This window comes from Nocardia mexicana NBRC 108244, assembly GCF_001613165.1.
Taxonomy (GTDB): Bacteria; Actinomycetota; Actinomycetes; order Mycobacteriales; family Mycobacteriaceae; genus Nocardia; species Nocardia mexicana.
Map to the genome: position 1 here is coordinate 135069 of NZ_BDBV01000022.1, position 25892 is coordinate 160960.

The window sequence follows — 25892 nt, forward strand, 5'->3', positions numbered from 1 at the left end:
CCACCAGCGCGCGTCGACCACGGCCCCAGCCGGGACCTCCACCGGCTCTGCGTGTTTCGCGATATTCCTCCGATCGACAGGACCATCCATGTACCGCAATTCCTGGACGCTGACCGCCGAGCATGCGGACCTGCGGCGGCGGGACGAGCCGAGCCGCCCGCTCGCGCTCGACGCCCTGCCGCAGCGGCTGACACTGGATCTCGCGCGGACCGCACTGGTCGTCGTCGACCTGCAGAACGACTTCTGCCACTCCGAGGGGTGGCTGGCGAGCATCGGGGTCGACATCTCCGCTACCCACGCGGCCGTCGACGCCGTGCGGGCCGCGCTCCCGGCCCTGCGGGCGGCGGGCGTGCCGGTCGTCTGGGTGAACTGGGGTAACCGCCCCGACCGCGCGAATCTGCCGCCCGGCGTGCTCCATGTCTACGACCCCGCGGGCTCCGGTTCCGGAATCGGCAGTGCGGCAAGCGCTTCGAGCACCGCTGTGCTCGAAGCGGGCAGCTGGGGCGCCGCCGTGGTCGACGAACTCGAGGTTGCCCCCGGCGATCTGCGCGTGGACAAGTATCGAATGAGCGGGTTCGTCGATACCGTCCTGGATTCCGCGCTGCGCAACCTGCGGGTCGACACGCTTCTGTTCGCGGGCGTGAACGCCGACCAGTGCGTGCTGTCGACACTGACCGACGCCGCGAACCTCGGCTACGACGCCGTGCTGCTGACCGACGCGGTGGCGACCACCTCCCCGCAGTACTGCATGGACGCGACCGTCTACAACGTCCGGCAGTGCTTCGGATTCACGGCGACGAGCGCGGATCTCGCGCACGCACTGGACTCGCCGAACGGGTAACGACCCGCACACTCCTACAGCTCGAGCACCAAACGGCTTCCGGCGCAGCGGGATACGCAGATCATCATCGACTCGCCCTCGGCGCGTTCCTCCGCCGACAGGATCGAGTCGCGGTGATCGATCTCGCCGCTGACCACGCCGGTCTCACAGGTGCCGCAGGTGCCCTCCCGACACGACGCCGGCGCCACCACACCGTGGTCCTCGGCCACCGCGAGGATGGATCGAGTAGGCGGGACCGTGAGCGTCAGCCCCGACAGTGCCAGTGATACCTCGAAAGGCCCTGCGGCCGAGGCGGACCGGTCGCGGGCGACGAATCGCTCGGCGAAGACATCGACCGCCGCCAGCGGCGCGCAGGCATGCTCGGCGGCCTCGATCAGGCCGTGGGGGCCGCACGCGTAGACGGCGGTGCCCGGCGCCGAATCCGCCAGCGCCGCTGCGAGATCCAGGCGGCCGCCCCGCCGCGAGTAGTGGATGACCGGTGCGTCACCGTACCGCTCGCGCAGTTCCGCGGTGTACGCCATGGCCGATTCGTCGCGACCGGTGTAGATCAGCCGCCAGGGACGCCCGCTGCGGTGTGCGGCCGCGGCCAGCGCGAGGACGGGTGTAATGCCGATCCCGCCCGCGATCAGCACGTACTCGAGCGCACGCACCAGCGGAAAGTGGTTGCGCGGCGGGCGGATCGAGACCTCCGTGCCGATCCGGAGCGTGTCGTGGGCACGCACCGAACCGCCGCGTCCGTGCTCCTCGCGCAGCACCGCGATGCGGTAGTGCGTCGCATCCGCGGGATCCGAGCACAGCGAATACTGCCGCACGATGCCGTCGCCGAGCAGCAGATCGACGTGCGCGCCCGCCTCCCACTCCGGCAGCGGGTCACCTCCCGGCCGGGTCAGCGTGAACTCGTCGATGGCATCGGCCACCCGGCGGCGGTCACGGACGACGACGGCGAGGAGATCGGAACTGTGCATGGTGGCCTCTCGAAAGACGAGGGCCCCGCCTGATTATCGGTCCCAGCCACGGGAATCCGGTTCGCGCGCGGCCGCTTTCACGACGATGAGCCTGGCGCGCGGGCCGTCCACCACATGCCACCGATGCGGTGTGCCGCCAGTGTAGTAGAGGCTGTCGCCCTCGGCGAGCCGGGCGTTGCCGTGGTCGCCGAGGTCGACCATGATCGCGCCCGCCACGACGTAGACCCACTCGTCCTCGTCGTGGGTGAAGTACGGGCCGAATTCGGTGTGCACCTCCACGAATTCCTGCGGATAGAAGTCCGCGCGGCCGTGCACCAGCAGCCGCGTCGACCCCTCCTCCCGGCCCCGCCGCGCGATGCCCCGGGGCAACTGGACGCCCTCGTGCGAGCGGATCACCCGGCGCTCCGCGGTGCCCTCGGGTTCCCGGTCGCGGGTGTCGGAGGCCAGCATGAGTTCGACCTGGGTGGTGCCCAGCGCCTCGGCGATGCGGGCCAGCGTCATCATGCTGGGCCGGGCCAGCCCGCGTTCGAGCTGGCTGAGGAACGGATGCGAGATCTTCGCCTGCTCGGCCAGCCGGACCAGGGTGAGGCCGAGTTCGCGGCGCCGACGCCTGATCTCGGCTCCGAGCAGGGCCTGCGTGTCCCGCGGGGCGGTGCCGGTCACGTTGTCCACGTTCATATCTCACCATTCGGTCGTTGCGATGCCGCGCCGGTGCTGCAGCTCATCCGGTGCCGGGTCGGTGAATTAACAAGACCGTAGCTGACTCGTTCATCAACTCGAAACACGGCGGCTGGATAGTGCTGAATGTTGATCACATCAACATTAGCTCCCATCCGCAACGCCTCGCCGACCAGCCACGGGCGGGCCACCATCTCGCTCATTCGAAGGAACCCCATGGATCATCCGTTACCGCATCGGGTTTCGCGCCTGTGCGGCGCGACCTTGGCCGACGGCTCGGTGGTCGATCTCGATCTCGGGCACGGTGGCGAGCACGCGCTGGTGACCGATGTCCGCCCCGGTGTCCGGGACCCGAGCCGCGAAACCTCCGCCTCGGCACTCGATCTCACCGGCTACGTCCTGCTCACCGCCCCTGCCGAACCGCACGCACACCTGGACAAGGCCCTGTCGTGGGATGTCCTCACGCCGCCGTTCGGCGATCTCGGCGCGGCGATCGCCGCCTGGCGGCACGGCAGCGCGGGCCTGGACGAAGAGTCGTTCCACGAGCGCGCCACCGCGGCGGCGCTGGCACTGGTGCGCAACGGCACCACCGCCGTGCGCACCCACGTCGACATTCTCGGCGGCCCGGACCCGCTGCGCGGCATCCGCGCGGTGGACCGCGTCCGCCGCCGGTTGTCCGGGCTTCTCGATATCGGCATCGTCGCGCTCGTTCACACGGGCACGGACCCCGCTCTGGTGCACGCCGCCCTGGACGCGGGCGCCGATCTGGTCGGCGGCGCACCGCATGTCGCTCCGGATCCCGTCGCCGAAATGGCTCGGCTGCTCGATATCGCCGAGGCCCGCGGCGTCGGCGTCGACCTGCACGTCGACGAATTCCTGCACGGCGATCACCACACGCTCGCCCACTTCGCCGAGCGGGTCACGGCCTGGCCCGCCGACCGCGCCCGCACGGCGGGGCACTGCTGCCGCCTGGGCACCATGCCCGAGGACGAGCTGGCCGAGCTGCTCACGGTCGTCGCCCGCAGCGGGATGGGCATCGTCAGCCTGCCGCTCACCAATCTGTATCTGCAGGGCCGCGACGACCCGATAGCCACGCCGCGGGGACTGACCGCGCTCGCCGCCCTGCTCGAGGCCGGTATCCCGGTGGCGGCCGGAGCGGACAACGTGCGCGACCCGTTCAACCCGGTCGGCCGCAGCGACGCGCTCGAGACCGCCGCCCTGCTGATCGCGGCGGCCCACCTGGCGCCGGAGGCCGCCGTGCACCTGGTGACCGACGGCGCCCGTGCCGTGCTGGGCCTGCCCGAGGCCGGAGCGAAACCCGGCGCCCGCGCGGAGTTCCTCGCGGTGCGCGGCGCCGGCCTGCTCGATGTCGTCGCCAACGCCCCCGCCGACCGCATCGTCATACACGACGGCGCAGTCGTGTCCGTCAGCCGAACCGACCATCGCACAGCCGATTTCGCCGCCCTGGAGGTCTGATGTCCCGCATGCCGACGATGAGCGCCGCGCCACCGCGCCCCGGTAGCCAGGTGCTCGGATTCCGATCGACCGAACTGACCTATCCCAACGGGACCGTCGCGCTGTCGGGTGTCGACCTGACGGTGCGGGCCGGTGAATTCCTCAGCGTCGTCGGGCCTTCCGGCTGCGGCAAGTCGACGCTGCTGCGGATCGCGTCCGGACTCGAGTCCGCGACCGGCGGCTACACCCAGGTGGGCGCGAACCGGATCGGATACGTATTCCAGGACGCGACCCTGCTGCCGTGGCGCTCGGTGCGCGACAATGTCGCCCTGCTGGCCGAACTCGACCACCTCGGCAAGGCCGAGCGATACCGCCGCGCCGACGAGGCCATCGACCTGGTCGGGCTCGCGGGCTTCGCCGACCACCTGCCCCGGATGCTGTCCGGCGGGATGCGGATGCGGGTGTCGCTGGCCCGCTCGCTCACCGTGGATCCCGAATTGTTCCTGTTCGACGAGCCTTTCGGCGCCCTGGACGAGATCACCCGCGAACGGCTCGGCGACGAGATCACCGAGCTGTTCCACAGCCGCCGGTTCGCGGGGCTGTTCATCACCCACTCGGTCAGCGAGGCGGTGTACCTGTCGACCCGGGTCGCGGTCATGTCCGGCCGACCGGGGCGCATCGTCGAGGAGGTCGAGATTCCGTTCGACTTCCCGCGGCGCCCGGAGATCCGGTTCACCCCCGAGTTCACCGAGCTCGCGGGGCGAGTGTCGCTGGCACTGCGAGGGAGTCACGCATGAGCACCGAAACATCCTCTCCCGCACAGGTATCGGTCACCGGGCGGTCGAGCAGGCAGCTGCGCGCCGTGGTCGCCCCGCTGGCGGTGCTGGCCCTCGTCATCGGCGTCTGGTACTTCGTGTCCTACCAGGTCCTGGCGCCCGCTCGCCGATTCCTGCTGCCGCCGCCGCATCAGGTCGTGACCAAGGGGCTGTTCGGTCCCGCGGCGCCGGATATGTGGGAGGCGCTGCAGCGCACCACCACCGTCGCGTTCACCGGACTGGCGATCGCGGTCGTGCTCGGCATCGCGTGGGCCGTGCTGATGGCGCAGGCGGGCTGGGCGGAGACGGCGCTGTTCCCCTATGCCGTGGTGCTGCAGTGCATTCCGATTCTCGCCCTGGTCCCGCTGATCGGGTTCTGGTTCGGATTCGGTTTCACCGCACGGGTTTTCGTGTGCGTTCTGATCGCGCTGTTCCCGATCGTGTCGAATACGCTGTTCGGGCTGAAATCGGTGGACCGCGGCCTGCGCGAGCTGTTCGCGCTGCGCAGCACGAGCCGGTGGACGGTATTGCGCAAGCTCGAGTTTCCCGCGGCGCTGCCCGCCATCTTCGCCGGTGTCCGGATCTCGGCCGGGCTCGCCGTGGTGGGCGCCATCGTCGGTGACTTCTTCTTCAAGCAGGGCGATCCCGGCATCGGCATCCTCATCGACAACTACCGCTCCCGGCTGCAGGCGCCGCAACTGTTCGCCTCGATCCTGCTCGCCTCCGCCCTCGGCGTCCTCGTCTTCGCCTTCTTCGGCTGGCTGTCTCGCCGGCTGGTCGGCGCCTGGTACGACGCCGCCCGCAACTGACTCCGTGGGAGAAATCATGAGAAACACATACCGCCCGGTTCGCTCGGTCCTCGGTGCCGCCATCCTCGGGCTCGCCGCCCTGACCGGCTGCGCCGACTCCGGCGGCACCGCGGCGACCTCCGGCTACAGCGGCCCGATCGGATCGGTCGACCTGCAACAGGTCTGTCCGGCCAAGATCGTGGTGCAGACCGACTGGAACCCCGAAGCCGAGCACGGCGGCCTCTACCAGATGCTCGGTCCGGACCCGGTCTTCGACGCGGGCGGCAAGAAGGTCACCGGTCCGCTGTTCGCGCACGGCGAGTACACCGGCGTGGACGTGGAGATCCGCGCCGGGGGACCGGCGATCGGATTCCAGTCCGTGACTTCGCAGATGTACCAGGATGATTCGATCATGCTGGGGCTCGTCGACACCGACCAGGCCGTACAGTCGGCGTCCACCAATCCGACCACCGCCGTGGTCGCCCCGTTGCGTATCAACCCGCAGATGATCATGTGGGATCCGGCGACCTATCCGAACGTGCGCACCATCGCCGATCTGAAGGCCGCCCGCGCGACGGTGCTCTACTTCGAGGGCGCCGCCTACATGGACTACCTGACCGGCGCGGGCATCCTCGACAAGGGCCAGGTGGACGGCAGCTACGACGGCACTCCGGCCAACTTCGTCGCCGCGGGCGGCGCCAAGGCGCAGCAGGGCTTCTCCAGCTCCGAGCCGTACCTGTATCAGCAGCAGCTGGCCGAGTGGCACAAGCCGATCGCCTACCAGCTGGTGCACGATGCCGGGTTCCCGCTCTACAAGTCCACGCTCGCCGTCCGCTCGGGGCAGCTGGAGGATCGGTCGGCATGTCTGCAGCGCCTCGTCCCGGTGCTGCAGCGGGCCCAGGTCGACTACTTCGCCGATCCCGCCCGGGCCAACGACGTGATCGTGCAGGCGGTCGAAAAGTACAGCACCGGTTGGGTATACGACGCCGGTAACGCCGCGTTCGCCGCGAAGCAGATGCGCGACTCCGGCATCGTCGGGAACGAGGGCGCCACGGTGGGCGCCACCGACCCCGCCCGGGTGCAGCGGATCATCGACCTCACCCGGCCGATTTACTCGGCTCAGAAAGTGACTGTGCCCCAGGGGCTTACACCGGAACAGATCGCGACCAACCGCTTCGTCGACCCCACGATCGGATACCCGTCATGACCGCCACCCTCGCCGAAACCGGCCGTCCCGACTTCGGACCCGACGAGGTCGACGCGCTCGTCGACGACCTGCTGGCGCTGCTCGGCCCGCGGGGGGTGTCCACCCTCGACCGCGCGCTCGACCGCGCCTCCCGCGACGGCTCGGGCATGAGCCCAATCCTGTCGGCCCGCCGCCCGCTCGGCCGACCGCATGCCGTGTGTTATCCCAAGACGGCCCGACAGGTTCCGCAGATCGTGCGCGCGGCGGTGCGCCGCGGCGTCCCGATCACCGCCCGTGGCAAGGGAACCGGCAACTACGGGCAGGTGGTGCCCCGCTTCGGCGGCCTGGTGATGGACATGACCTCGCTGGCCGGGATCCGCGCGATGACCGATACCGCCGTCACGGCCGAGGCGGGCGCCCGGATGATCAACCTGGAGCAGGCGGCATGGGACGCGGGGCGGCAGCTGTGGATGTACCCGTCGACCGCGCAGTCCACGCTCGGCGGCTTCCTCGCGGGCGGGTCCGCGGGCACCGGAACCATCGTGCACGGCCGCAACCACATGGGCTTCGTGGAATCCGTCGACGTCGTCTACGCCCACGAGGACGCCGAACTGGTGCATCTCGAGGGCGAGGCCGCGCAGCCGATGGTGCACACCTACGGTGTCGCCGGGATCATCGTGTCCGCCACCGTTCGCGTGGAGCCGCTGCAGGACTGGAGGTGCGTGTATGCCAGCTTCGACTCGCATTACGACGCGTTCCCGGCCGCGCTGTGTGTCGCGGATATCGAGCCGAAACCGCGGCTGCTGTCGGCCGACTGCGCCACCGTCGTCGCGGCGCTGCCCGACGATCCCGCGCTGGCGCCCGGCCGTGCCAGCGTGCGCGGCATCGTCGACGCGGACGCGCTCGAGGAGAACATCGCCGTGCTGACGGCCGCCGGTGGCCGGATCGAGGCCGTCCGCGACGGGCTGGCGCAGACGATGCGGCTGAGCACCCTGTCCTACAACCATCCCACCTGGTGGCTGCAGAAAGCGGTGCCGGACACCTACTTTCACATGGAATGCCAGGGCGACGCGCTGGTCACCCGGCTGCGGGAGGTGGAGGACGTCTACGAGGGCGGCATGCTGCATCTCGAGGTCGGGCACCGGACGATGTTCGGAATGATCAACGGCGTCTATCGCAGCCCCCAGCAGGTGTACGCGGGCGTTCCGGTCCTGGAGGCGCTCGGTGTCCGCGTGCACTCGCCGCATCAGTCCTACGTCGACCTCGACGCCGATCGGGTTCGCGCGCTGGCGCGGTCGACCGACCCGAACGGACTGTTGAACCCGGGAAGGTGGCGGTGATGACCACGTCCACCCGGCGCTTCGCCGATCTGAGCACGACGGAGATTCCCGATGTGCTGCACCGTGATTCGATCCTCGTCCTGCCTACCGGAGCGATCGAACCGCACGGCCCGCATCTGCCGCTGCGCACCGATCTCGTGATGGCCGAGGCGGTCTCGGCCGCCGCGGTCGACCGCGCCGCGGCGCAGGGCGAGGACGTGTGGCTGCTGCCCGCCCTGGGCTACACGAAATCCGACGAGCACGCCAACCTGCCCGGCGCGATGTGGCTGCAGGCGGAGACGATGCTGCGCGTCGTCACCGACCTGGGCCGCAGTATCGCCGCGACACCGGCCCGCCGACTGCTGTTCGTCAACTGCCACGGCGGCAATTCCGCGCTCCTCGAGGTCGCGCTGCGCGAGCTGCGGCGTCGCTTCGGCCTGCAGACCTTTCTGTACGCCTCGCCGGCCCGTCCCGGACCCACCGAATCCGGTTTCGGCATCCACGCCGGCTGGGCCGAAACCTCGATGATGCTGCACCTGCGACCCGACCTGGTCGACATGACGCAGGCGAAACCCGCCGTGCCCCACGCGCTCTCCGGGCACAAACACGTCGGTTTCGGCAAACCGGTCCGATTCGGTTGGCTCGCCGACGATTTCGCCGAATCGGGCGTAATCGGCGACCCCACCGGCGCCGACGCCGCCGTAGGAGCCGAATTGTTCGCGGCCGCAGTGGATTCGCTGCTCCAGTCGATCCCCGAGATCGCCACGTTCGACCCGGGCCGGGTGACAGAGCGAGGGTGACGGGCCGGTCGGGGACGTCAGGCGTTGGCGCGGCGGAGCCGTTCGGCCGCCTGTGCCCAGAGCGCTTTGCCGGATATCGCGGTGTAACCGTGGAGCGCTTCCCATCGGACGTCGTGCGCCGCCGGCCATAGGCTGGCCGCCCACGCGACCTGCTGCTCCTCTGCGGTGAACGGGCGGCCCCGAACTGCTTGGTAGGCGGCCAGGAACGCCTCGGTGCTGTCGATCGGCGGCAGCGTGGCCGGGCCCCGCTTCGGGAATACCGCACTCGCGGCTCCCGCCAGGGCGGCTTCCGGTTGCCATGCCAGGCTGTCCCAGTCGTGCACCGTGTGCACCTGTCGGTCGTGCCATCGGAGGTTGTGTGCCTCGAAGTCGGCGTGACCCAGCACGGAGGGCAGGCCGGCGGCCAGCAGGCGCCGACGGGCCCGCTCGGCGGTGTCCGTGACGTAGGCGGGGACGAGGTTCCGGTCTTTTCCGTCGAGCGACTCGATCGAGGGCCACGGCCCCGGATCTGTGTGGTCCCACCGCACCCAGCGCGGATTCGGCAGCGGCGGCGCGACATCGAGGTCGGCCAGCCCGATCGTCGAGCGGGCGAAGACCTCCCCGTAGCGCGCGGCCACCTCCGGCGAGTTCCCGTGCAGCACTTGGCCTCCGGGCCGGAATTCCTCGGCGTGCACAGCCAGCGGACCGACGCCGACTACCGGCGTGAGCGGGCGGGCGCAGGGAAACCCGTTCTCGGCCAGCCGGGCCTGTGCCGTCACGCACGACGCCGCCCGGCCGTCGTCGTCGCGCGCCTTGACCACGACGGCAGGACCGTCGGCCAACCGGAGACCGAACACCATCGACATCGAGTGCTGCCGGAACAGCACGGCGACGGGTCGGCTCCCGAGATGGCGCAGACACCACGGCGGCAACCAGTCCGGCAGACCGTTCGACGACACAGTGACGACTGTGTCATAGACACCCCGAACTCCGACGTCGGTGACTAATCGAGGGGGCGGGCTCCGCGCAGGAAAGCCCAGCGTCTGGCCCCGCACAATCAAGTCGTTCATCAGCGTGAACGGTGCCTCGGCCGCCTCGACGATCCGTGTCGCGCCCGGCCGGTGCTTGCTGGTGTACATCAACTCGAGCAGCGCGGCATTCCGCAGGCTGACGGATATCGCGCGGCCGGCCCTATGACGTAGGGCGGACAGGTGTGGCGAACTGGTCGTGTGGGAGTCGGCAGCCGACGGTTCCTCCGATGACGGTGGTGGCCTGGCTGCCGATCTTGATCGTGGTGCCGTCGTCGGGGTTGACGAAGCGCACGTCGTGCTTGCCTGTCTGGTCCTGCATGGTCTCCGGGGCGGTGGCGCCCACGGTGGCGGCGAGGGGGCGTACGCGTTCGACGAAGCGGGGCCAGATGTCGTCGGGGAGGGGAGTATTCGGGGTCGAGACGTACAGGCGGAGGTTCAGGATCCTGCCGTTGGTCCGGTCGTACGGTGGCGGGCAGGCTTTCGACATTTCGTCGTTCTGCCATTCCCATCGCAGTCCGGGGACGAGTTCGGTTGCGGCCGCGCCGATCTGTTCGACGAGCTGCTGGAGTTGCGCCGCGGAGTCCTCGAGGCTGGGCCGCTGTTGGAGGCGCTGCGCCGCGGCGGCCGTGTCCTGCGGACCGGTCGGCGTGTGCTGGTCATCCACGAAACAGCCTCCTATCAGTAGGGTCCCGGCAGCGGCCGCGGCCAGCGCGGTGGCCCGCCGAACGGCTGTTCGGTTGCGCCGCATCATTTCCCGCCGTTGATCGCGTTGTCGGGAAGCCCGGCCACGACCGCCGCGAGGTTGTATCCGCTGCGGTGCAGCGTCTGGGTGTCGTTGTCGAGCCGTGGATACTCGGCGTGCCCCGACGCCCCGGTGTAGGTGCGGCCGTCGGCGGTGATCGGATCGGTGCTGAGGTGGTTGACCCAGTCCATCTTGCCCGGGCTGCGCCCGAACCGATCGAGGTTGGCGACCGGGTCGCCCTTCTCGGTCATCTCGTAGACGTGACGATCCTGCAGCCCGAGATCGCCCGCGTTGTCCACGGTGTCGTTGAGCCCCGTTTCGGTGGCGAGCGCGCCGACGGGATTGATGATCGCTCCCAGTCCGCTGGCGCCCAGTGCCGGCGCATGTCCGCCGAGGCCGGGGGAGCCGTAGAAGACGACGTCGTCGACGCCGCCCGCCTTTTCCTGTAGCGCCAGGCTCGTGGTGAGCGACCCGTAGGAGTGTCCGAGCGCAGTGATGTGCGGATCGTTGTCGGTGCTCGCGACGTCCAGGCCGTTGTAGAAGTCGGCCAGCGGTTTCGCGCCCTCCTGTGCCCGGCCTTCCCACATGACATTGAGGGTGTCGAGCTTCGGATCGTCGAAGCTCCCTTGCGGCGGGTCGTAGCCGAACCAGGCGATCGTGGAGACCTTCTCGTCGCCGCGGCCCGCCATCGTCAACTGCCACTCGGTCTCGGCCTTCATATCGTCGGCCTCGCCGACCATCCCTTCGAGGGACCGGTCGATATTGGATCCGAGCCCCGGTGCGGAGACCGATACATGGTCGGCGCTGTCCGGATCACCGACGGCCACGGCCGCACGGCCCTGCCGCCCCGACTGCATATCCAGGGACATCAGCTTGCGCGGGGCCTGCTTGTCCTTCGGTGCGAGCGTTTCCTCGATCGCCGTCAGATCGTCGAGGCGCTTGCGGGAGTCGACCTTTCGGCGGGCCGCGTCCCCGTCGGCCGGGTTGGCGGTCAGATCGGCACTGGCCGTGGTGAATTCCTGCTCCAACCGCGCCCGCTCGACGGGGATGCGATTGCGATTGGCCTGGTCTTTCACGTCCGCGGGCAGCCCGTCCAGATTGCCGACCGAGGCGGGTTGGGTGCTCACCATGTCCGCCTGTTCCTGTGGCGTCAGGGAGTCCCACCAGGCGCGGTTCTCCTTCGGGCTCCCGTTCGTCGGCGGTTGTTTCGCTTCTGGTGTGGGAGTTGTTGCGTTGCCGAAGGATTCGGCGGTCGGTAGGTCGGCGAACGCCTTGGTGATCTCGGTGACGGCGTTGGTGTCGGTGGTGGCGGCGTTGTCGAGGAGCCGTTTCATGGTCGCGGTTTGGGTGTCGGCATCGAGGGTGAGTGCCGCCATCGCGGTGTTGTACTTGTTCTCGTCGCCGCCGACCGAGGAGTAGAGGGCCTGCTTGCGCTCCTCGGTGACGTGGCAGGTGCCGTCGTCCTCGACTCGCATGCCGCGGGATTCCACGGCCTGTTTCTGGTGTGCGAGAAGGCTTTTCGCGGAGGTGAAGTTCAGGCTGGCGATTCTCGCGGCGTCTCGGCCGCCTTCCAGCGCGTCGAGTACTGTGCGTGCCTTCTCATATACCTGGGTATACCGGTCGCGCATCGCGTCGCCGGACTTGCCTCGGAAGGTTTCGTGGGAGCCGTCGACGGCTCGGTGCTGCGTGTCGACCTTCGTGCGCAGTTCGGTGGCCTGGCGGTCCCATTCGTTGGCCTGCTCGGTGAGAGAGGCCGGGTTCCAGGCCAGGACCTGGCGGACGGTGAGGTGGTCGCTCACCGCACCGGCTCCCCGGTGGCGGCGATGCCCTGAGCGCTCGCGGCTTCCTGGTCTCCGAAGCTCGCGATGGCGCCCACCAGGGTGCCGCCCATCTCCATCATCGCCGTGCCGACCGCGCCCATTGCGTTATCCGCGGCGCGCGACGCCGTGTGGTAGGCGTCGGGGGTCTGGGCTCCCTGGAGCCCGCCGGTCAGGCTGTCGACGACGGCGCCGCCCTTACCGAGGACCTGCAGCTCCTGCCCGGTCGTGCCGAGCCCATCAGCCAAGGCACGGCATGCCGGTTTGTCGACCCATAGGACGTCCCCCGGTCCTGATCCCACGCGAGCCCCCTCGTTCGCGCCGACCGGCATAGAAGGTCGGCTGGTTCGTGATCTTGGCTCACTATAGGGTCCAAGCAGCGGAAACTGAAACGGGGAGGGCGCGCACATGACCGATATCGACCCGCTGACCAGCAACATCGAACAGCTCCACACGTCCCTGGCGGGGCGCGCCACTGCCGGTGACGTCGCCGAGGTCGAGGTCGGCCCCGATGGCAGCCTGCACGCGATCCGCCTCACCGACTACGGTCGCCGACTCGACCCCGACACCCTCGTCGACGCCCTCGTCCGACTGCACGCCACCGCACTCACCGAAGCCCGCGCATCCGTCGCGGCCGCCGTCGCCCGGCTGGAGAACGACCCACGGCTACTCGCACAGCGCGAGGACATGATCGACGCCGCCAACCAGCCACTCCCGCCGCAGTCGGCCGGAGCGTCCCGGTCGGCCGATGCGCCGTGGCCCGAGCCGAGTCCACGACCGGCTGCGCACCGTGAGCCGACATTGGAAGATGACGAGGAAATGGACCGCTACTACCAACGCAAGAGCTGGCTGGAGTAGTGAGATCACCCGACCGGCCGGCAAGCAGGTGCCGGGTCCGGCACGGCGACCCGACCAGTGCCGAACAAGCTACGGGCACAACGTCGTTGGCCGGGTAGCGCGAGACAATGCGAGCGGACGGAGCGTGGGCGGGTCTCCAGCACGATCTATCACGGCAAGAACCACTTCGAAGGTGTCGGTTGCCAGCGCTACTGTCTCGGCGTGGGAATAGCTGACATCACTCGGCCGGCTGTCTTGGCAGCTCTGCGCGAATACGACAGGCTCGGCGAAGACGCGTTCTTGGCACGGTACGGCTTCGATAAAGCTCGCGTCTTCTACCTGCGATACGACGGTAAGCGGTATGCCTCGAAAGCAATCGTCGGAGTAGCCCACGGCTACCTGGACGGACATGCGCCGCTGCGGTCCGGTGACTTCACCGGCGGTGAGCAGACAGTTGCGCGGAAGTTGCGGGACCTCGGATTCACGGTTCCGCCGCGACGGTCTCCCGACTGGACCAGAGACGAAGTAATCCTCGCGTGCGAGATCGTCGCGGACAACGGCTGGCGCCAGATCGAGGACACTGACCCGCGAGTAATCGAACTCTCCGGCTTGTTGCAGCTTCTCCCGATCCATCCGCACGAACGGCGGAGCGACACCTTCAGAAACCCGAACGGCGTGGCACGCAAGACGGCGGACATCGCATCACAGCATCCCGACTATCGCGGCCGACCGACCAACGGTGGCGAGATGGACAGGCACGTCCTTCAAGACTTCCTCGAACAGCCTGAGCACATGCGTGTCATCGCCGCGTTCCTGCGAAACGCAGCGCGGGACGAGACGTTTCAGCGGTCGGAGATCCTCTCGACCGACGAACCAGAACTCGATGTCGACGCTGAGACGGAGGCGAAGGAAGGCCGGCTACTGATGCGGTGGCACTACGCTCGCGAACGTGACCGCGGACTTCGGAATAAGAAGATCAAGAAGTTCGCGAAAGACAATGGTCACGTTTTCTGCGAGGTCTGTTCGTTCGACTTCGAGAAGGTTTACGGTCCGCGGGGTGCACTGTTCGCCGAGTGTCATCACGTGGTGCCGCTCCACGCGTCGGGCGACACGGTCACAATGCTCGATGATCTGATCCTGTTGTGCGCCAACTGCCACCGCATGATCCACCGCAGAACGCCCTGGCTGACACCAGATCAGCTTCGTGCGCTCGTCACGGCCAACCGAACATCGTGACACCAAGCCGGCGACTGCGAGTGGTCAGTTGGCCAGGAGTGGCCTGAGCCGAGCGCACGACCGTCCGCTCCGGCTGCGCTAGCGAGTTCGTCACGCCTTTAGGCACTGTCGGTGACGTCGCCGAATTCGAGATCGGGCCGGACAGTAGCTTGCACGCGAACCTCCTCACCGGTTGCGGCCGCCGTTTGACCCCGACAGCCCGCTGATCCTCACAGCCGATTGAGACCTCGGCTTGTTCGTCGGCCCCGAACTGCACGCCGTCGCCTTACATCGCGCCTTCGACGCAACTCGTGTATCGCAGCAACCAGCTGGCGCGGACCTTAGCGAGATCCTGAACGCTTCGACGGGTAAACATCGGCACGAAGAACTGCCCTGTACTACCAACTCGGCATGTTGGTCTACGCGAGCTCCGAGATGAGACAGGTTTACATATCGAAGGCGGCCGCGCGGGCGACGTGATGACTGTAGGGATCCCGAGTTCCGTGGACGGAAGGGCGTTCGTAATCGGTAGTGGGTCAGCCGCATTCATGACGTGATCGCCGCCGCCAGCTCCCTGGCTCACGATGGAAGCCATATACCCGCATTGCCCCCCGGGGACCAGTAGCGAATGTTCTGGTCGCAGTCGATCTCGACGCCATCTTTGCATTGGCTGCCAGTTCGGATCGGCGTGCCACGCCGCAAGATGCTTCACCGATCGGCCGGCTCTGACACCAACTCGGGTCGCTCGTGCTGGCACCACCAGAAACCGGGGTGTCTGCCGGGCGGGAGGGGTGATCAGGCTTATGTAGCTTGGATCCTGTTGGTGCAGAATGCTTTCCGCTGTCATGGCGGGGACAGGGGATCTACCTTGCGGGTGAAGGCTTTTCGTCGATTGCTGACCAGAGTGGCGTTGTCCGGAGGATTGGTGGTCTTCGTGGCTGTGACATCCTGTTCGGTCGAAGGTGTCGATGCGACCGAGTCTGTCCCGGGCGATATCGGACGTCCGGAGGTCACCCGGGCACTCGACCATTTGATCGCCGACGACGGGCTGCCCGGCGCCCAGGTCGTGGTGAACGATCGGAAGCGCAGCTGGACCGCTGTGGCAGGAGCGGGTGACCTCGAACGCCGCGCGCCGTTTCCGGACGAAGCCCGGGTGCGAATCGGGAGCAACACCAAGACATTCACGGCCACCGTCATGTTGCAGCTGGTCGCCGAGGGCAAGGTCGACCTCGACGCGCCGGTGGAACGGTTCCTGCCGGGCATCGTTCGTGCTGACGGCATCGACGGTAACGGCATCACCATTCGAAATCTGCTGCAGCACACCAGTGGACTGCCCGAATACACGGATCTCGTCGACCCGGAGTTCCAAGCGAACCGGCTGATGCATTTCGACACAATGGACCTGCTGCACCGCGCGTTGACCCAGCCTCCGCAGTTCCACCCCGGCGCGAAATGGAACTACTGCAACACCAACTATCTGGTTGCGGGCATGGTGATCGAGCGAGTGACCGGCCATCCGGTCGGTACCGAGATCACCCGCAGAATCATCGAGCCCCTCGGCCTGCGGGATACCTACTACCCTTCGGCCGGTGACACCACGCTTCGCGACCCGCATCCGAGCGGCTATGTCGCCGCAGACGGCAAGCGCGCCGATGCCACACGGTTGAACACGTCCGTAGCCGGGGCAGCAGGCGCCATGGTGAGCACCGGCATCGACCTGAACCGGTTCTTCACGGCATTGCTGTCCGGCCGACTGCTGCCGCCCACGCAGCTGGCGGAGATGAAACGTACTGTCCCCATTGATGTTCCGGGAGCCCTGGTCGGCGACGCCTATGGACTCGGTCTCGTGCACCGCTCGCTGCCCTGCGGCGCCGAGAGTTGGGGCCACGGTGGCGATATCGACGGATTCGAAACCCGCGGCGGCACCACCGACAACGGCCGCGCGGTGACCGTCATCGTGAACCAGATTCCCGAGACACGAGAAGCATCGGCCGACGTCCTGAAGGTTGTCGACGCGGCACTGTGCGCGACGTGAACCGCAGCCGCACGGGCCCGGAGCAGTGGGGACTGGACCGGCTTCGCGACAGTTCCGACTCGGCCGCAGCGCCTTGAACTCTTGCGCTCGCCGGCTGCATCGTGAGCACCGTACCAGCGCCGCGCCCGGTCCAGGCTGGGCAGTGCTCGAGATCGGGTTCTGCGAATGCCTTCAGGTGGTTCCGTACGAGATCGTCGTGTGTGGTGAGGTGTGGCGGCTCAAGTGTGCGGCTTCGGCCTCGAGAGCTGCTGCCTGCAGGTAGATTTCGGTTGAATCCGCCAGCCGTGTCGACCAGACCGTCACCCGGCGCGCGCACCGGGCCACGCGTTCGGAGGCGGCATCGAGTGCATCGACCTCAGCAGTGGCTGCGACGTGCCGCTCGTGGCGCTGCGCGTCGGCCAGGCACTGCTCGGCCTGGAACAGCTTGCGACGGCAGTGATCCGGGTCGACAACCGTGTCGCGGAGGTCGGCCGCTTCCTCGTACAGGTCATCGATCAACAACTGGCCGGGATCGCGCACGTCGAGGCTGGGCGGCATCTCGACCACCGCGCCGGGTTGCATGCTGTGTGGTGGCTCGGTGGACCAGGTGTAGGTGTCGTCGTCCGGTTCGCGGTGGTCGCGCAGGTAGGCGTCGCGTTCGGCGGCCGCGGCCATCATGTCGAGGTACGCGGTGACGTCGTCGGCGGTGACGGGTTTGTCGTCCAGGCGGGCGGTCATGGACATCAGGTCGGTGCCGGTGCTGTCGCGCAGCCGCACGGTGACCGAGGTGACCGGTTCCGGGGCGGGCCTGCCGTCGGCGCGGGCTTCGATGATCGCGTCCCGGCTCTCGTCGGCCGCGTACACGCATACCTGACCGAACAATTCGGCCCCGGCCTGGAGGTATTCGTCTCCGGTGTTGATGTGGCCGGTCCACGGATGCTCCTCGCCCAGGCCGACCACCCCGAACTCGACGACGGCGCCGTTGTGGGCGATCTCCCATGAGTATCCGCCGGAGTTACTGGCACGCTCGCCGACATCGGCGGGTTCCGAACTGGTCTGGTTGGCTGACACGCGATCGATTCTGTCCTCTTCCGGCGTCGGGCAGTGACCGATTGCCTGATTCCCCAGGGCGAGATGGTCGCCCCCCAAGCGTTTGCTGGCTGAAGGCGTTGCGCTGTCGAGGAATCTGGACCCACGGCTGCCCAGAGCTACTCAGGACGTTGGAGCTGGTTCGGTCCAATAATCCGGGTTTCGGCCGTAGTTGGGTGTCGTGTACGCCCGGTCCCACGAGGCGTTGTCGGCCGGTAGTTCCTTCCATCCGGCCACTTCGACGTAGAGCACGCGCATTGCGTTGAGTGATCCATGGTGGAGGTCGGGGCCGTCGGTAGTGACGGCGTCCTCGGCGACGGCGACGTCGTAGTTGCGTTCCAGTGCGGCGCGCACCGTGGCCTCGACACAGACGTTGGTTTGCAGCCCGGCTACCAATAACCGGTGCACGCCAAGGCTTTTCAGGACCGGATCCAGTTCGGTATAGGCGAAGAAACTGTGCCGGGTCTTGTCCAGCACGATGTCACCCGCCTGCGGCGCGACAGCGCCCATGATCTCGCTGCGCCGTCGCTTGTCGTCCGGAGACAGGCGCGGTACCCGGTCGGCGCGGGAACGCAGGTGGCGGGCGGCGCGCGGGTTTGCTGCGAGCGTCCCCGCCGGGCTGGTCACCTGCCGGGAGTAAACGACCGGGATCGCGGCGGCGCGGGCTGTGGCGAGGAGGTCGGCGCATTCGCCGATCACTTCGTCGAGCCGCCAGATCGGCGGCCATCCGAGAGCGTCGCGGACTCCGTCGTCGGCCAGATAGCCGGCCTGCATGTCGATCATCAGGACAGCGAGTTCGCGCATCGAGTGACCATCTCCTCACCACGCCCGGCACGTGTGTTCACCGACCATTGTGAGCCCGAATCCACTGCGGCACATGGAAATCAAGGTAAGCTACAGCGGCCGGTTCTGGACCTGCCCGGCATCGGCCGCACCGCCGTCCTCACACTGTGAGGTCGCCCAGCGGATCCCACTTCAACGTCATCGCATTCTGACCCCAGCACAACGACACTCACCAACCAGCGCACCACACAAGACCTTCGGCTGGCATTCGGCACGTTCTGACATGCCGCCTTACCGCCAACGCGCGACTGGTGATTGCTCTCAGTCGAACATGCTGCGCGGCAAGTTGTTTCGCGCTGCTGACCTCGTCTCGAGGCATAGCAATGCAGGCCGGGTAAGGGGTCGGTGGACGCCCGCGGTGGGCCCGGCCGCACCGGACCTCACGCACCGCCGCCCTGGAAAAGACTCTGAACGAACCGGACCCGTGGCGCTGATGATCCGATCATTCCACCAATAACGCAGAGTTTTCCGCACGGGGCAGCCGACGGCGGCGTCGACCACGTGGGTATTCGGCGAATCGCTCGATCCCCTGCAGCACAACACACTGCGGTAATCGCGTGAGCGCCGGACATGGAGGCACGACCATGCCGGGTGCACAGCCGCAGCGCGATATCGACGGGTTCGGGCAGCGTCGAGCGGTCAGAGCCGACATGGCCCGACCGAAAGCACGGCTGCATACGGCGACATCTCTGTGAACTGGAGGTGGATGACGGCTGGACCTTCGAGTGTCTCCGGCTACACCGGCCACTGCATGTGCTTGATCTCGAAGAACTCGCGTAAGCCCTCCTCGCCGCCTTCCCGGCCGATACCGCTGTAGCCCGGTCCGCCCCAGGGTGCGTCGGCGCGCATTCCGCCGCCGCCGTTGATCGTGACGGTGCCCGAGCGAAGTCGGCGACCGAAGTCGATGGCGTCGGCGGTCGGCCCCCAAACGTTGGCGTTGAGAGCGTATTTGACGTCGTTGGCCATGCGGACGGCGTCGTCCAGGTCGGTGTAGGGGAGCACCACGCCCACCGGCGCGAAGAGTTCCTCCTGGGCGATTTCCGCCTCGTTGGGTACGTGGGTCACCAGCGTCGCCTCGAGGAAGAAGCCGTCGCGGAGACCGGCCGGGCGGCCGCCGCCGACCGGCACCTGTGCGCCCGCGTCGCGTGCCCTCGCCAGGAATCCTTCGACATTGATCCGATGGGCGTCGGAGATCAGGGGCCCGAGGACGGTCTCGGGTGCCAGCGGGTCACCGACGGTGAGGCTTCGCAGGAATGTCCCCGATCGCTCGACATATTCGTCGAAGTCGTTCTGCGGCACCAGGGTTCGTGTCGTGGCGCCGCACGCTTGTCCACTGTTTCGAGTGAATCGGAGCACCGAGGCGGGCACCGCGCGTTCTAGATCGGTGCCGGGCAGGACGATATTGGGCGATTTGCCGCCGAGCTCCAGCACCACCTTCTTCACCGTCGGCGCGGCGAGTGCGAGGATCTTGCTGCCGACGGCGGGGGAGCCGGTGAAGGTCACCATGTCCACCTCGCGCGCCTCGACCACCTGGCCGGTGGTGACCGGTGGGCCGAAGACGAAATTGACGGCGCCGGAGGGGAATCCGGCCTCCTCGAACAGTCGCACGATCGCCGACGTCAGCAAGATCGCCCGCGGCGAGGCGACCAGCACCGTCGAGCAGCCCGCCGCCAGGGCGGCGCCGAGCTTGTACGCGCACATCATGACCGGCACGTTGTAGGCGACGATCGCGGCGACGACGCCGGCGGGTTCGCGCAGCAGCATGCTGCTGGAGGTGACCGGGTCGTGGTCCAGCGGCAGCGGCTGCTCGTATCCGTCTCGCGGTCCGCGGATCGCGCTCTCGGCGAACCACCGGAAGAACTTCACCGGGAGGTCCACGTGCAGTGTGGGCGCGCTGCTGACCGGGGTGCCGATTTCGGTGGCAGCCAGCTGGACGACGGCATCCCGGCGTTCCTCGAGCAGGTCCGCGAATCGGTGCAGCAGGGCGCCGCGGTCGGCGGGGCCGAGTCGGCCCCATGCACCGTCGTCGAAGGCGCGGCGTGCCGCCGACACCGCCGCGGCCACCTGGGCCGGTCCCGTCGAGGGGGTGAGCGCGAGTTGTCGGCCGGTAGCGGGGTTGATCGATGCGATCGGTTCGCCGCCGCCGACGACCCAGCGACCATCGATGTAGCTCGCGGCCTCATCGATCAGAGCAGTCATCAGAATCCTTCGTGAAATATGTTCGGGGAAGAAATAATTCGCTATCCCGCCAGGTAGCCGCCGTCGACGACGAACTCTCCGCCGGTCGCGTAACCAGCGCGGTCGGACAGCAGCCAGCACGCCATCTCGGCGATCTCCTCGGGCTGGGCGAGCCGGGCCGAAGGGATGCGTGCCATGATCGCGTCGCCGCTGCGGCGCTTGGCGTCCTTCATCAGATCGGTGTCGGTGTAGCCGGGGCACACCGCATTGATCCGGACGGCGGGGGCGTACTCGATCGCGGCCGTTTTCGTCAGGCCGACCACGCCGTGCTTGGCCGCCGAGTAGCCCGCGGTGGTCTTGAACCCGGTGAGGCCCGCCAGCGACGCGGTGTTGACGATGGCGCCGCCACCCTGGGACACCATCTGCGCGAGTTCGGCGCGCAGGCACAGCCACACACCTTTCAGATTCACCGCGAGGGCGAGGTCGAAGGCCGCCTCGTCCCACTCGGCGACCCGCCGTCCGCCCTGCCCGATCTGCCCGCCACTCACCCCGGCGTTGTTGAAGGCACCGTCGAGGCGCCCGTAACGATCGGCGACCGCCGCGACCATCGCGTTCACCGAGCCGCCGGCCGTGAGATCGGCGGCGAGGGCAATGGCCTCTGCTCCGGCCGCACGCACCTGCGCGGCAGTCTCCTGCACGCCGTCCTCGGCGAGATCGGTGACCGCGAGCCGCGCACCCTCGTTCGCCGCGAGCAGTGCGGTGGCCCGCCCGATCCCGCCCGCCGCGCCGGTAATGAGGACGACCTTCCCGTCCAACAGCCCTGCCATCGTATTCCCTTTCGATTCTTGTGCGGTACCACTCTGTCTCCCGCGCAATACAATTCACATTTCCGAGCGCCGGTACGAGGTATCGTCGCGGCCCGTGCTATCCGGCGCGCGAGGAGGGCCAGTCGCGCGCGGGCGACCGCCAGGCGGGCCAATTGTCCTCGGGCTCAGGGCGAGTCACCGAGACGTGGTGGAAGCATTCCTGGCATTTGACGACCATCCGGGGGCCCAGGTAATTGGCCACCGGATAGCGAGCCAGATGACGCGCGCCGCAGGCCGGGCAGGTTCCCTCGGCGGGGATCCGGTCGACGTAGACGCGTGGAGTCTCGGGGCGGGGGAACAGGAGTCGATCGACTGCCATGGCGATGCCTTTCTCTCAGAGGGTCCAGGTGCGGGGCGTAGCCACCGGCACTTGCCAGCGCCCTTGCGTACGGTCGGCGGCGAGGTGCGCGCGCCGGGCTGTGGTCGCTTCGGCGTCGACTACCCCGTCCGCGATCACGACTCCGTATGCGTCCGTGGCGAATTCGTGGCTGACCAGCCCGGCTCGCACATCGGCCGCGACGCGCTGTGCGTCGCGCTCGAGCGGGTCGCCCCAGCCGCCGCCACCGCCGATGACGAAGCGCAGCGCGTCGCCCGCCTTCAGGACCAGGCCCGAGAACTTGCCGGTCCGGTAGCGCGCGCCGCGCCCGAACTCACCGTGATCGGGATCGGGCCTGCCCGCTTCGTCGAACATGCCGAACAGCGGCTCGGCCCCGCGCAGGTCGAGGGGGTCGCCGTGCCTGGCGAGGTCGAAGTCCTCGATGTACCAGCCGTACGCGGGTGCGCCTGCGCCGCCGCCCTGGGATCCGGGGGCGCCGATGCGGACCCGGTCGGCGGTGATGGTGACCATCGTGTCGGATTCGGCGTAGATCGAGTACACCGATCCGGCTCCGCCGCGGAACCGACCGGCGCCCGCGGTATCGATCACCATCTCGTGCTGGACCACGACCAGCGGGCTCTCGATCTCGAGGTGCTCCTGAACCGACGTGCGGCAGTTGCCGATCGGTATCACGCAGAACGAGACGCCGTCCTCCTTCCATGTGCCTCCCCAGCCGCCGCCCGCGAGTGCGAACGCGCCCCAGGGCGTGCCTTCGTGGCCGGGCCGCGTGTCGATCCCGCCCAGGCTGACGACGACCGCCGTGCCGGTGTCACAGGCGAAGGAATCGCCGGTCGCCCGGCTCAGCGCCCGGGTGACGACGTTGATGCCGCGCGCCCCGATGTCGGCGTGGTTGGAACAGCTCGACGGCGGCAGCACCTGCACGACGCTGCCCGGCGGCAGCAGGGTTTCGATCGGCCGCAGCGTGCCGCTGTTGACCGGGGTGGACGGGTCGACCATCAGCTTCACCGCCTCGATGCAGCGGGTCGCCTCGCACCAGGCCGTGCCGCAGTTGCCCAGCGGCTGGCGGCCGGACCCGGAGAAGTCGATCTCCATGGAATCGCCGCGTACCTTCACTGTGACCGCGACCGGAACGGGTTCGTCGCCGATGCCGTCCTCGTCGAGGAAGTCCTCGGCGGCGTAGTCGCCGTCGGGGATGCTCGCGATGCCGCGGCGCATACCCGCCTCGGTAGCCTCGATCGCGTAACGCCCTGCGGCGCGGACCTTTTCGAGTCCGCTGCGGGCGATTATCTCCTGCAGCTGCCGTTCCCCGACGACCAGGCAGCCGTGCAAGGCGCGCAGGTCGCCGAGTACCAGCTGCGGCACCCGGTTGTTTTCGAGGATGAAATTGAACGCCGACCGCACCGGAATGTCGTTGGCGTACAACAGCGTCGGCGGCAGTTTCAGCTGCTCTTCGAAGTGTGTCTGTGTACCGTTGGAGAAGCCGCCCGGGATCGCACCGCCGAGGTCGACCAGATGCGAGGTCGAGTGCAGCAGGAACTCCACGCGACCGTCGACGAACACCGGGCGCAGCAGATTCACGTCGGACTGATGGATCGTGCCTCGCCACGGGTCGTTGACGAAGATGACGTCACCGGGCTGCATGCGATCGATGTCCCAGTCCTCCATCACGAAGTTCGCGATGTGCGGGGCGGTGAAGGCGTGCTGCATGCAGCCCTCCCACAGCGCGACGGTCTCCCATCCGTCGTCGGTGCGCATGTGGATGGCGCTGGTGCAGTCCAGGATGTCGCGGCAGACCGGCGAGAACGCGCTGCGCATCAGCGAATCCAGCATCTCGCGGGCCACCTCGGTCAGGCCGTGGCGAAGGATGTCGAGTTCGATATCGACCACGCGATCGGTGGTCACGGGGGTGATGGTCATCGTGTGGCTCCTCAGCGCTGGGGCTCGATGATGAGATTCAGGTCGTCGTCCACGAAGGCCGTGCGGCCGGGCAGGACGAGGGTCGTCGCGAATTTCTCCGCGACCAAGGCCGGGCCCGGCACCGGGCGATTCGGCTCCATGCGTTCGCGGACGTAGATCGACACCTCGGTGGGTTCCGTTGCGCCGGGCAGTGTTAGGCGCGTCGTCCGCAGGAAGGCGTCGCCCTCGTCCGCGGTGCGGTCGACCGCGCCGTGCCCGCGCGGAATCACTGCGGTCACCTCGACGGTCGACACCACGACGGGAATCTCGGCCGCCGCGAAACCGTATGTCTGCCGGTAGAACTCGTGGAATTTCGGTATCAGCTCACCGGCGCCGCCGGACGTGAGAGCGTCCGGGGGGATCGGTAGCCGGTTGTCCCAGGTTTGCCCGCGATACATGGCGAAGATCGCCCGTTCGAAACGCAGCCGCGTCACGTCGATGTCCTGGCGTTTCAGGTCGTTGCGGATGCTGTCCTGCAGCGCGGCGAAGGCGGTCTCGATGGTGCCGGCGTGGTCGGGCGACAGCGGCGTCATGATCGACCGTGCGCGGGTGACCATCAGATCGCTGCGCAGCAGGCCCAGCGCGGAGAACTGTCCCGGGCTGCGCGGCACGATCACCCTGTCGAGGCCGAGGATCTGCCCGATGCGGTCGGCGAGCATCGGGCCCGCCGAACCGGACGGCTGCAGCGCGAACTCGCGGATGTCGAGTCCCCGGTAGACCGAGATGCTCCGGACCTTCGCGGCGATGTCCTGGCACGCGACTTCGTATGCGGCCGAGGCGAGTTCGACAGCCGACATGCCCCACTGCCCGCCCGCCGCGCCCAGGGCCGCGACCGCGGCGTCCGCGTCGAGCCGGAGGGCGCCGTCGGCGAACAGGTCGGGCTGCAGGATTCCGAGCGCGGCGCAGGCGTCGGTGAGGGTGGGCTCGACGCCGCCGCGTCGATAGCAGACGGGGCCGGGGTTGGAGCCGGCCGAGGCCGGACCGACGGCCACGGTGCCGAGTGCGCTGGGGCGGATCAGGCTACCCGCGCCGGAACCGATGCTCTCGACGTCGACCAGCGGCATGGTCAGCGTCAGCCCGGTCTCCAGGGTCCAGGTGTCGGTGAGCGGGGTCTTGCCGGCGCGGATCGCGGCCACGTCGGTGCTGGTGCCGCCGACGTCGATGGTGAGCAGATTCGGTGTGCCGCTCTCGTTCGCGAGTTCGACGCTGCCGCTCACCCCGCCCACAGGGCCCGAGACCAGCTGGAACACCGGGGCGCGCCGGGCGTCGGCGAATGTCGCGACGCCGCCGTTCATCATCATGATCCACAAGGTGCCGCGGTAGTCCTGCTCGGACAGCCGCGTCATCAGGCGGTCGAGATAGCCGACGACGGCGGGTCCGACGTAGGCGTCGAGCGCCACGGTGGCGGTGCGCTCGTGCTCGCGAGTGACCGGATACAGCGCCGACGTCTGGACGTAGGCGCCGGGCAGTTCCTCGGCGACGATCTCCGCGGCGCGGCGTTCGTGGCCGGGGTTGGTGTAGGAGTTCATCAGGCACACCGCGACCGATCGCGCGCCCTGGCCCGCCAGGTCCCTGGCCGCCCGGCGCACCGCGTCCTCGTCCAGCGGCAGCAGTGGGGTGCCGTCGTAGCGCAGCCGTTCGGGGATGCCGAAACGCGACTCGCGCGGCACGATCGGCCGTTGCTGGTGGGGTCGCAGCCAGGTGGGGTCGTAGAAACGCTCCCCGAATTCGCGGTGCATGCGCCCGATGTCGAGCAGATCGCGATGTCCGCCGGTCGCGATGAGGCCGGTGCGCTCACCGGTCCTGCTGAGCAGCGCGTTGATGCCGACCGTATGCCCGTGCACGATCTCGGCGACGTCCGGAACCGCGATGCCGATCGCCGACAGAGCCTGCAGCACGCCGACCTCTTGTTCCTCGGTGGACAAGACCTTCCCGTCGCGGATTTCCCCTGTATCCCGGTTCAGGCCGATGATGTCGGTGAAGGTCCCGCCCACGTCGATGCCGACGATCCAGGACTCTGCCCGGCCGGTCTGTGTCATCTCCACGCCTCCAGTGCCGTGTACCGCGGCGGCCGACCGATTGCGTCGCCCGCTCTGTGTCACAGCTCACTGTTCCGGGCGACGGGCGCCGCGACATCCGGC

Annotated in this window: 24 protein-coding genes; 10 read left to right on the forward strand and 14 right to left on the reverse strand. The window is 68.3% G+C overall.

Annotated elements, in window-relative coordinates; translation table 11 throughout:
* Positions 1 to 88: 88 nt before the first annotated feature.
* Entirely contained in the window at positions 89 to 841 is a 753-nt protein-coding gene (locus tag NM1_RS09145; protein WP_068016536.1) for a cysteine hydrolase family protein, read from the forward strand.
* Positions 842 to 855: 14 nt separating this feature from the next.
* Here NM1_RS09145 and NM1_RS09150 read toward each other — a convergent pair whose 3' ends face one another.
* The 3 genes from NM1_RS09150 to NM1_RS42090 are packed head-to-tail and all read right to left on the reverse strand — an operon-like array spanning position 856 to position 2687.
* The gene (locus tag NM1_RS09150; protein ID WP_068016539.1) at positions 856 to 1806 is read right to left on the reverse strand and encodes a PDR/VanB family oxidoreductase; all 951 of its coding nucleotides are present in this window, start codon (positions 1804 to 1806) and stop codon (positions 856 to 858) included.
* Positions 1807 to 1839: 33 nt separating this feature from the next.
* Complete coding sequence (locus tag NM1_RS09155; protein WP_068016542.1) at positions 1840 to 2484, reverse strand: helix-turn-helix domain-containing protein; 645 nt, start codon at positions 2482 to 2484, stop codon at positions 1840 to 1842.
* Entirely contained in the window at positions 2481 to 2687 is a 207-nt protein-coding gene (locus tag NM1_RS42090) for a hypothetical protein (RefSeq protein WP_147288828.1), read from the reverse strand. Before NM1_RS42090 ends, NM1_RS09155 begins: the two co-directional genes overlap by 4 nt.
* A gap of 13 nt (positions 2688 to 2700) precedes the next feature.
* Between NM1_RS42090 and NM1_RS09160 the strand changes: the two genes are divergently transcribed.
* The 6 genes from NM1_RS09160 to NM1_RS09185 are packed head-to-tail and all read left to right on the forward strand — an operon-like array spanning position 2701 to position 8847.
* Positions 2701 to 3960 (forward strand): amidohydrolase family protein, encoded by a 1260-nt coding sequence (locus tag NM1_RS09160; RefSeq protein ID WP_068016545.1) that lies wholly within the window; start codon positions 2701 to 2703, stop codon positions 3958 to 3960.
* A 17-nt stretch (positions 3961 to 3977) separates the two neighbouring features.
* Complete coding sequence (locus NM1_RS09165) at positions 3978 to 4736, forward strand: ABC transporter ATP-binding protein (RefSeq protein ID WP_211339319.1); 759 nt, start codon at positions 3978 to 3980, stop codon at positions 4734 to 4736.
* Positions 4733 to 5563 carry an ABC transporter permease gene (locus NM1_RS09170; RefSeq protein ID WP_084519305.1) on the forward strand — a complete coding sequence of 277 codons (831 nt, stop codon included), beginning with the start codon at positions 4733 to 4735 and terminating at the stop codon, positions 5561 to 5563. The genes NM1_RS09165 and NM1_RS09170 overlap by 4 nt, the downstream gene beginning before the upstream one ends.
* 16 nt (positions 5564 to 5579) lie before the next feature.
* Positions 5580 to 6749: a substrate-binding domain-containing protein gene (locus tag NM1_RS09175; protein ID WP_068016548.1), complete on the forward strand. Its 1170-nt coding sequence runs from the start codon at positions 5580 to 5582 to the stop codon at positions 6747 to 6749.
* A complete protein-coding gene (locus tag NM1_RS09180) occupies positions 6746 to 8068 on the forward strand; it encodes an FAD-binding oxidoreductase (RefSeq protein ID WP_068016551.1) in 1323 nt (440 codons plus the stop codon). The genes NM1_RS09175 and NM1_RS09180 overlap by 4 nt, the downstream gene beginning before the upstream one ends.
* The gene (locus tag NM1_RS09185) at positions 8068 to 8847 is read left to right on the forward strand and encodes a creatininase family protein (RefSeq protein WP_068016928.1); all 780 of its coding nucleotides are present in this window, start codon (positions 8068 to 8070) and stop codon (positions 8845 to 8847) included. The genes NM1_RS09180 and NM1_RS09185 overlap by 1 nt, the downstream gene beginning before the upstream one ends.
* A 17-nt stretch (positions 8848 to 8864) precedes the next feature.
* On the opposite strand, the gene NM1_RS09190 is transcribed toward NM1_RS09185, so the two are convergent.
* From NM1_RS09190 to NM1_RS09205, 4 genes are all read right to left on the reverse strand, one after another.
* Positions 8865 to 9785, reverse strand: a complete 921-nt coding sequence (locus NM1_RS09190) for a phosphotransferase (RefSeq protein ID WP_068016930.1) — start codon at positions 9783 to 9785, stop codon at positions 8865 to 8867.
* A 232-nt stretch (positions 9786 to 10017) separates the two neighbouring features.
* Positions 10018 to 10521, reverse strand: a complete 504-nt coding sequence (locus tag NM1_RS09195) for an LppA family lipoprotein (RefSeq protein ID WP_169814221.1) — start codon at positions 10519 to 10521, stop codon at positions 10018 to 10020.
* Between the two features lie 83 nt (positions 10522 to 10604).
* Positions 10605 to 12398 (reverse strand): alpha/beta hydrolase, encoded by a 1794-nt coding sequence (locus NM1_RS09200; RefSeq protein WP_068016557.1) that lies wholly within the window; start codon positions 12396 to 12398, stop codon positions 10605 to 10607.
* Positions 12395 to 12664, reverse strand: coding sequence for a hypothetical protein (locus NM1_RS09205; protein ID WP_068016560.1), 270 nt, complete (start codon positions 12662 to 12664; stop codon positions 12395 to 12397). The genes NM1_RS09200 and NM1_RS09205 overlap by 4 nt, the downstream gene beginning before the upstream one ends.
* 160 nt (positions 12665 to 12824) lie before the next feature.
* Between NM1_RS09205 and NM1_RS09210 the strand changes: the two genes are divergently transcribed.
* From NM1_RS09210 to NM1_RS09220, 3 genes are all read left to right on the forward strand, one after another.
* Positions 12825 to 13274 carry a hypothetical protein gene (locus NM1_RS09210; RefSeq protein ID WP_068016564.1) on the forward strand — a complete coding sequence of 150 codons (450 nt, stop codon included), beginning with the start codon at positions 12825 to 12827 and terminating at the stop codon, positions 13272 to 13274.
* 201 nt (positions 13275 to 13475) lie between these two features.
* Positions 13476 to 14489, forward strand: coding sequence for a ScoMcrA-related endonuclease (locus NM1_RS09215; protein ID WP_068016568.1), 1014 nt, complete (start codon positions 13476 to 13478; stop codon positions 14487 to 14489).
* A 607-nt stretch (positions 14490 to 15096) separates the two neighbouring features.
* On the forward strand, positions 15097 to 16503 hold the full coding sequence (locus NM1_RS09220; protein ID WP_246010766.1) for a serine hydrolase domain-containing protein: 1407 nt from the start codon (positions 15097 to 15099) through the stop codon (positions 16501 to 16503).
* A 171-nt stretch (positions 16504 to 16674) separates the two neighbouring features.
* Here NM1_RS09220 and NM1_RS09225 read toward each other — a convergent pair whose 3' ends face one another.
* The 7 genes from NM1_RS09225 to NM1_RS09250 form a co-directional block, all read right to left on the reverse strand.
* Positions 16675 to 17553 carry a hypothetical protein gene (locus tag NM1_RS09225; protein WP_068016571.1) on the reverse strand — a complete coding sequence of 293 codons (879 nt, stop codon included), beginning with the start codon at positions 17551 to 17553 and terminating at the stop codon, positions 16675 to 16677.
* Positions 17554 to 17694: 141 nt separating this feature from the next.
* The gene (locus NM1_RS09230) at positions 17695 to 18375 is read right to left on the reverse strand and encodes a cysteine hydrolase family protein (RefSeq protein WP_068016574.1); all 681 of its coding nucleotides are present in this window, start codon (positions 18373 to 18375) and stop codon (positions 17695 to 17697) included.
* Positions 18376 to 19149: 774 nt separating this feature from the next.
* Complete coding sequence (locus tag NM1_RS09235; protein ID WP_068016577.1) at positions 19150 to 20613, reverse strand: aldehyde dehydrogenase family protein; 1464 nt, start codon at positions 20611 to 20613, stop codon at positions 19150 to 19152.
* Between the two features lie 41 nt (positions 20614 to 20654).
* Complete coding sequence (locus tag NM1_RS09240) at positions 20655 to 21419, reverse strand: SDR family NAD(P)-dependent oxidoreductase (RefSeq protein WP_068016578.1); 765 nt, start codon at positions 21417 to 21419, stop codon at positions 20655 to 20657.
* Positions 21420 to 21516: 97 nt separating this feature from the next.
* Positions 21517 to 21777, reverse strand: a complete 261-nt coding sequence (locus tag NM1_RS40960) for a hypothetical protein (RefSeq protein WP_084519308.1) — start codon at positions 21775 to 21777, stop codon at positions 21517 to 21519.
* 15 nt (positions 21778 to 21792) lie between these two features.
* Positions 21793 to 23712: a hydantoinase B/oxoprolinase family protein gene (locus tag NM1_RS09245; RefSeq protein WP_068016581.1), complete on the reverse strand. Its 1920-nt coding sequence runs from the start codon at positions 23710 to 23712 to the stop codon at positions 21793 to 21795.
* 11 nt (positions 23713 to 23723) lie between these two features.
* A complete protein-coding gene (locus tag NM1_RS09250; RefSeq protein WP_068016936.1) occupies positions 23724 to 25790 on the reverse strand; it encodes a hydantoinase/oxoprolinase family protein in 2067 nt (688 codons plus the stop codon).
* Between the last annotated feature and the right edge of the window lie 102 nt (positions 25791 to 25892).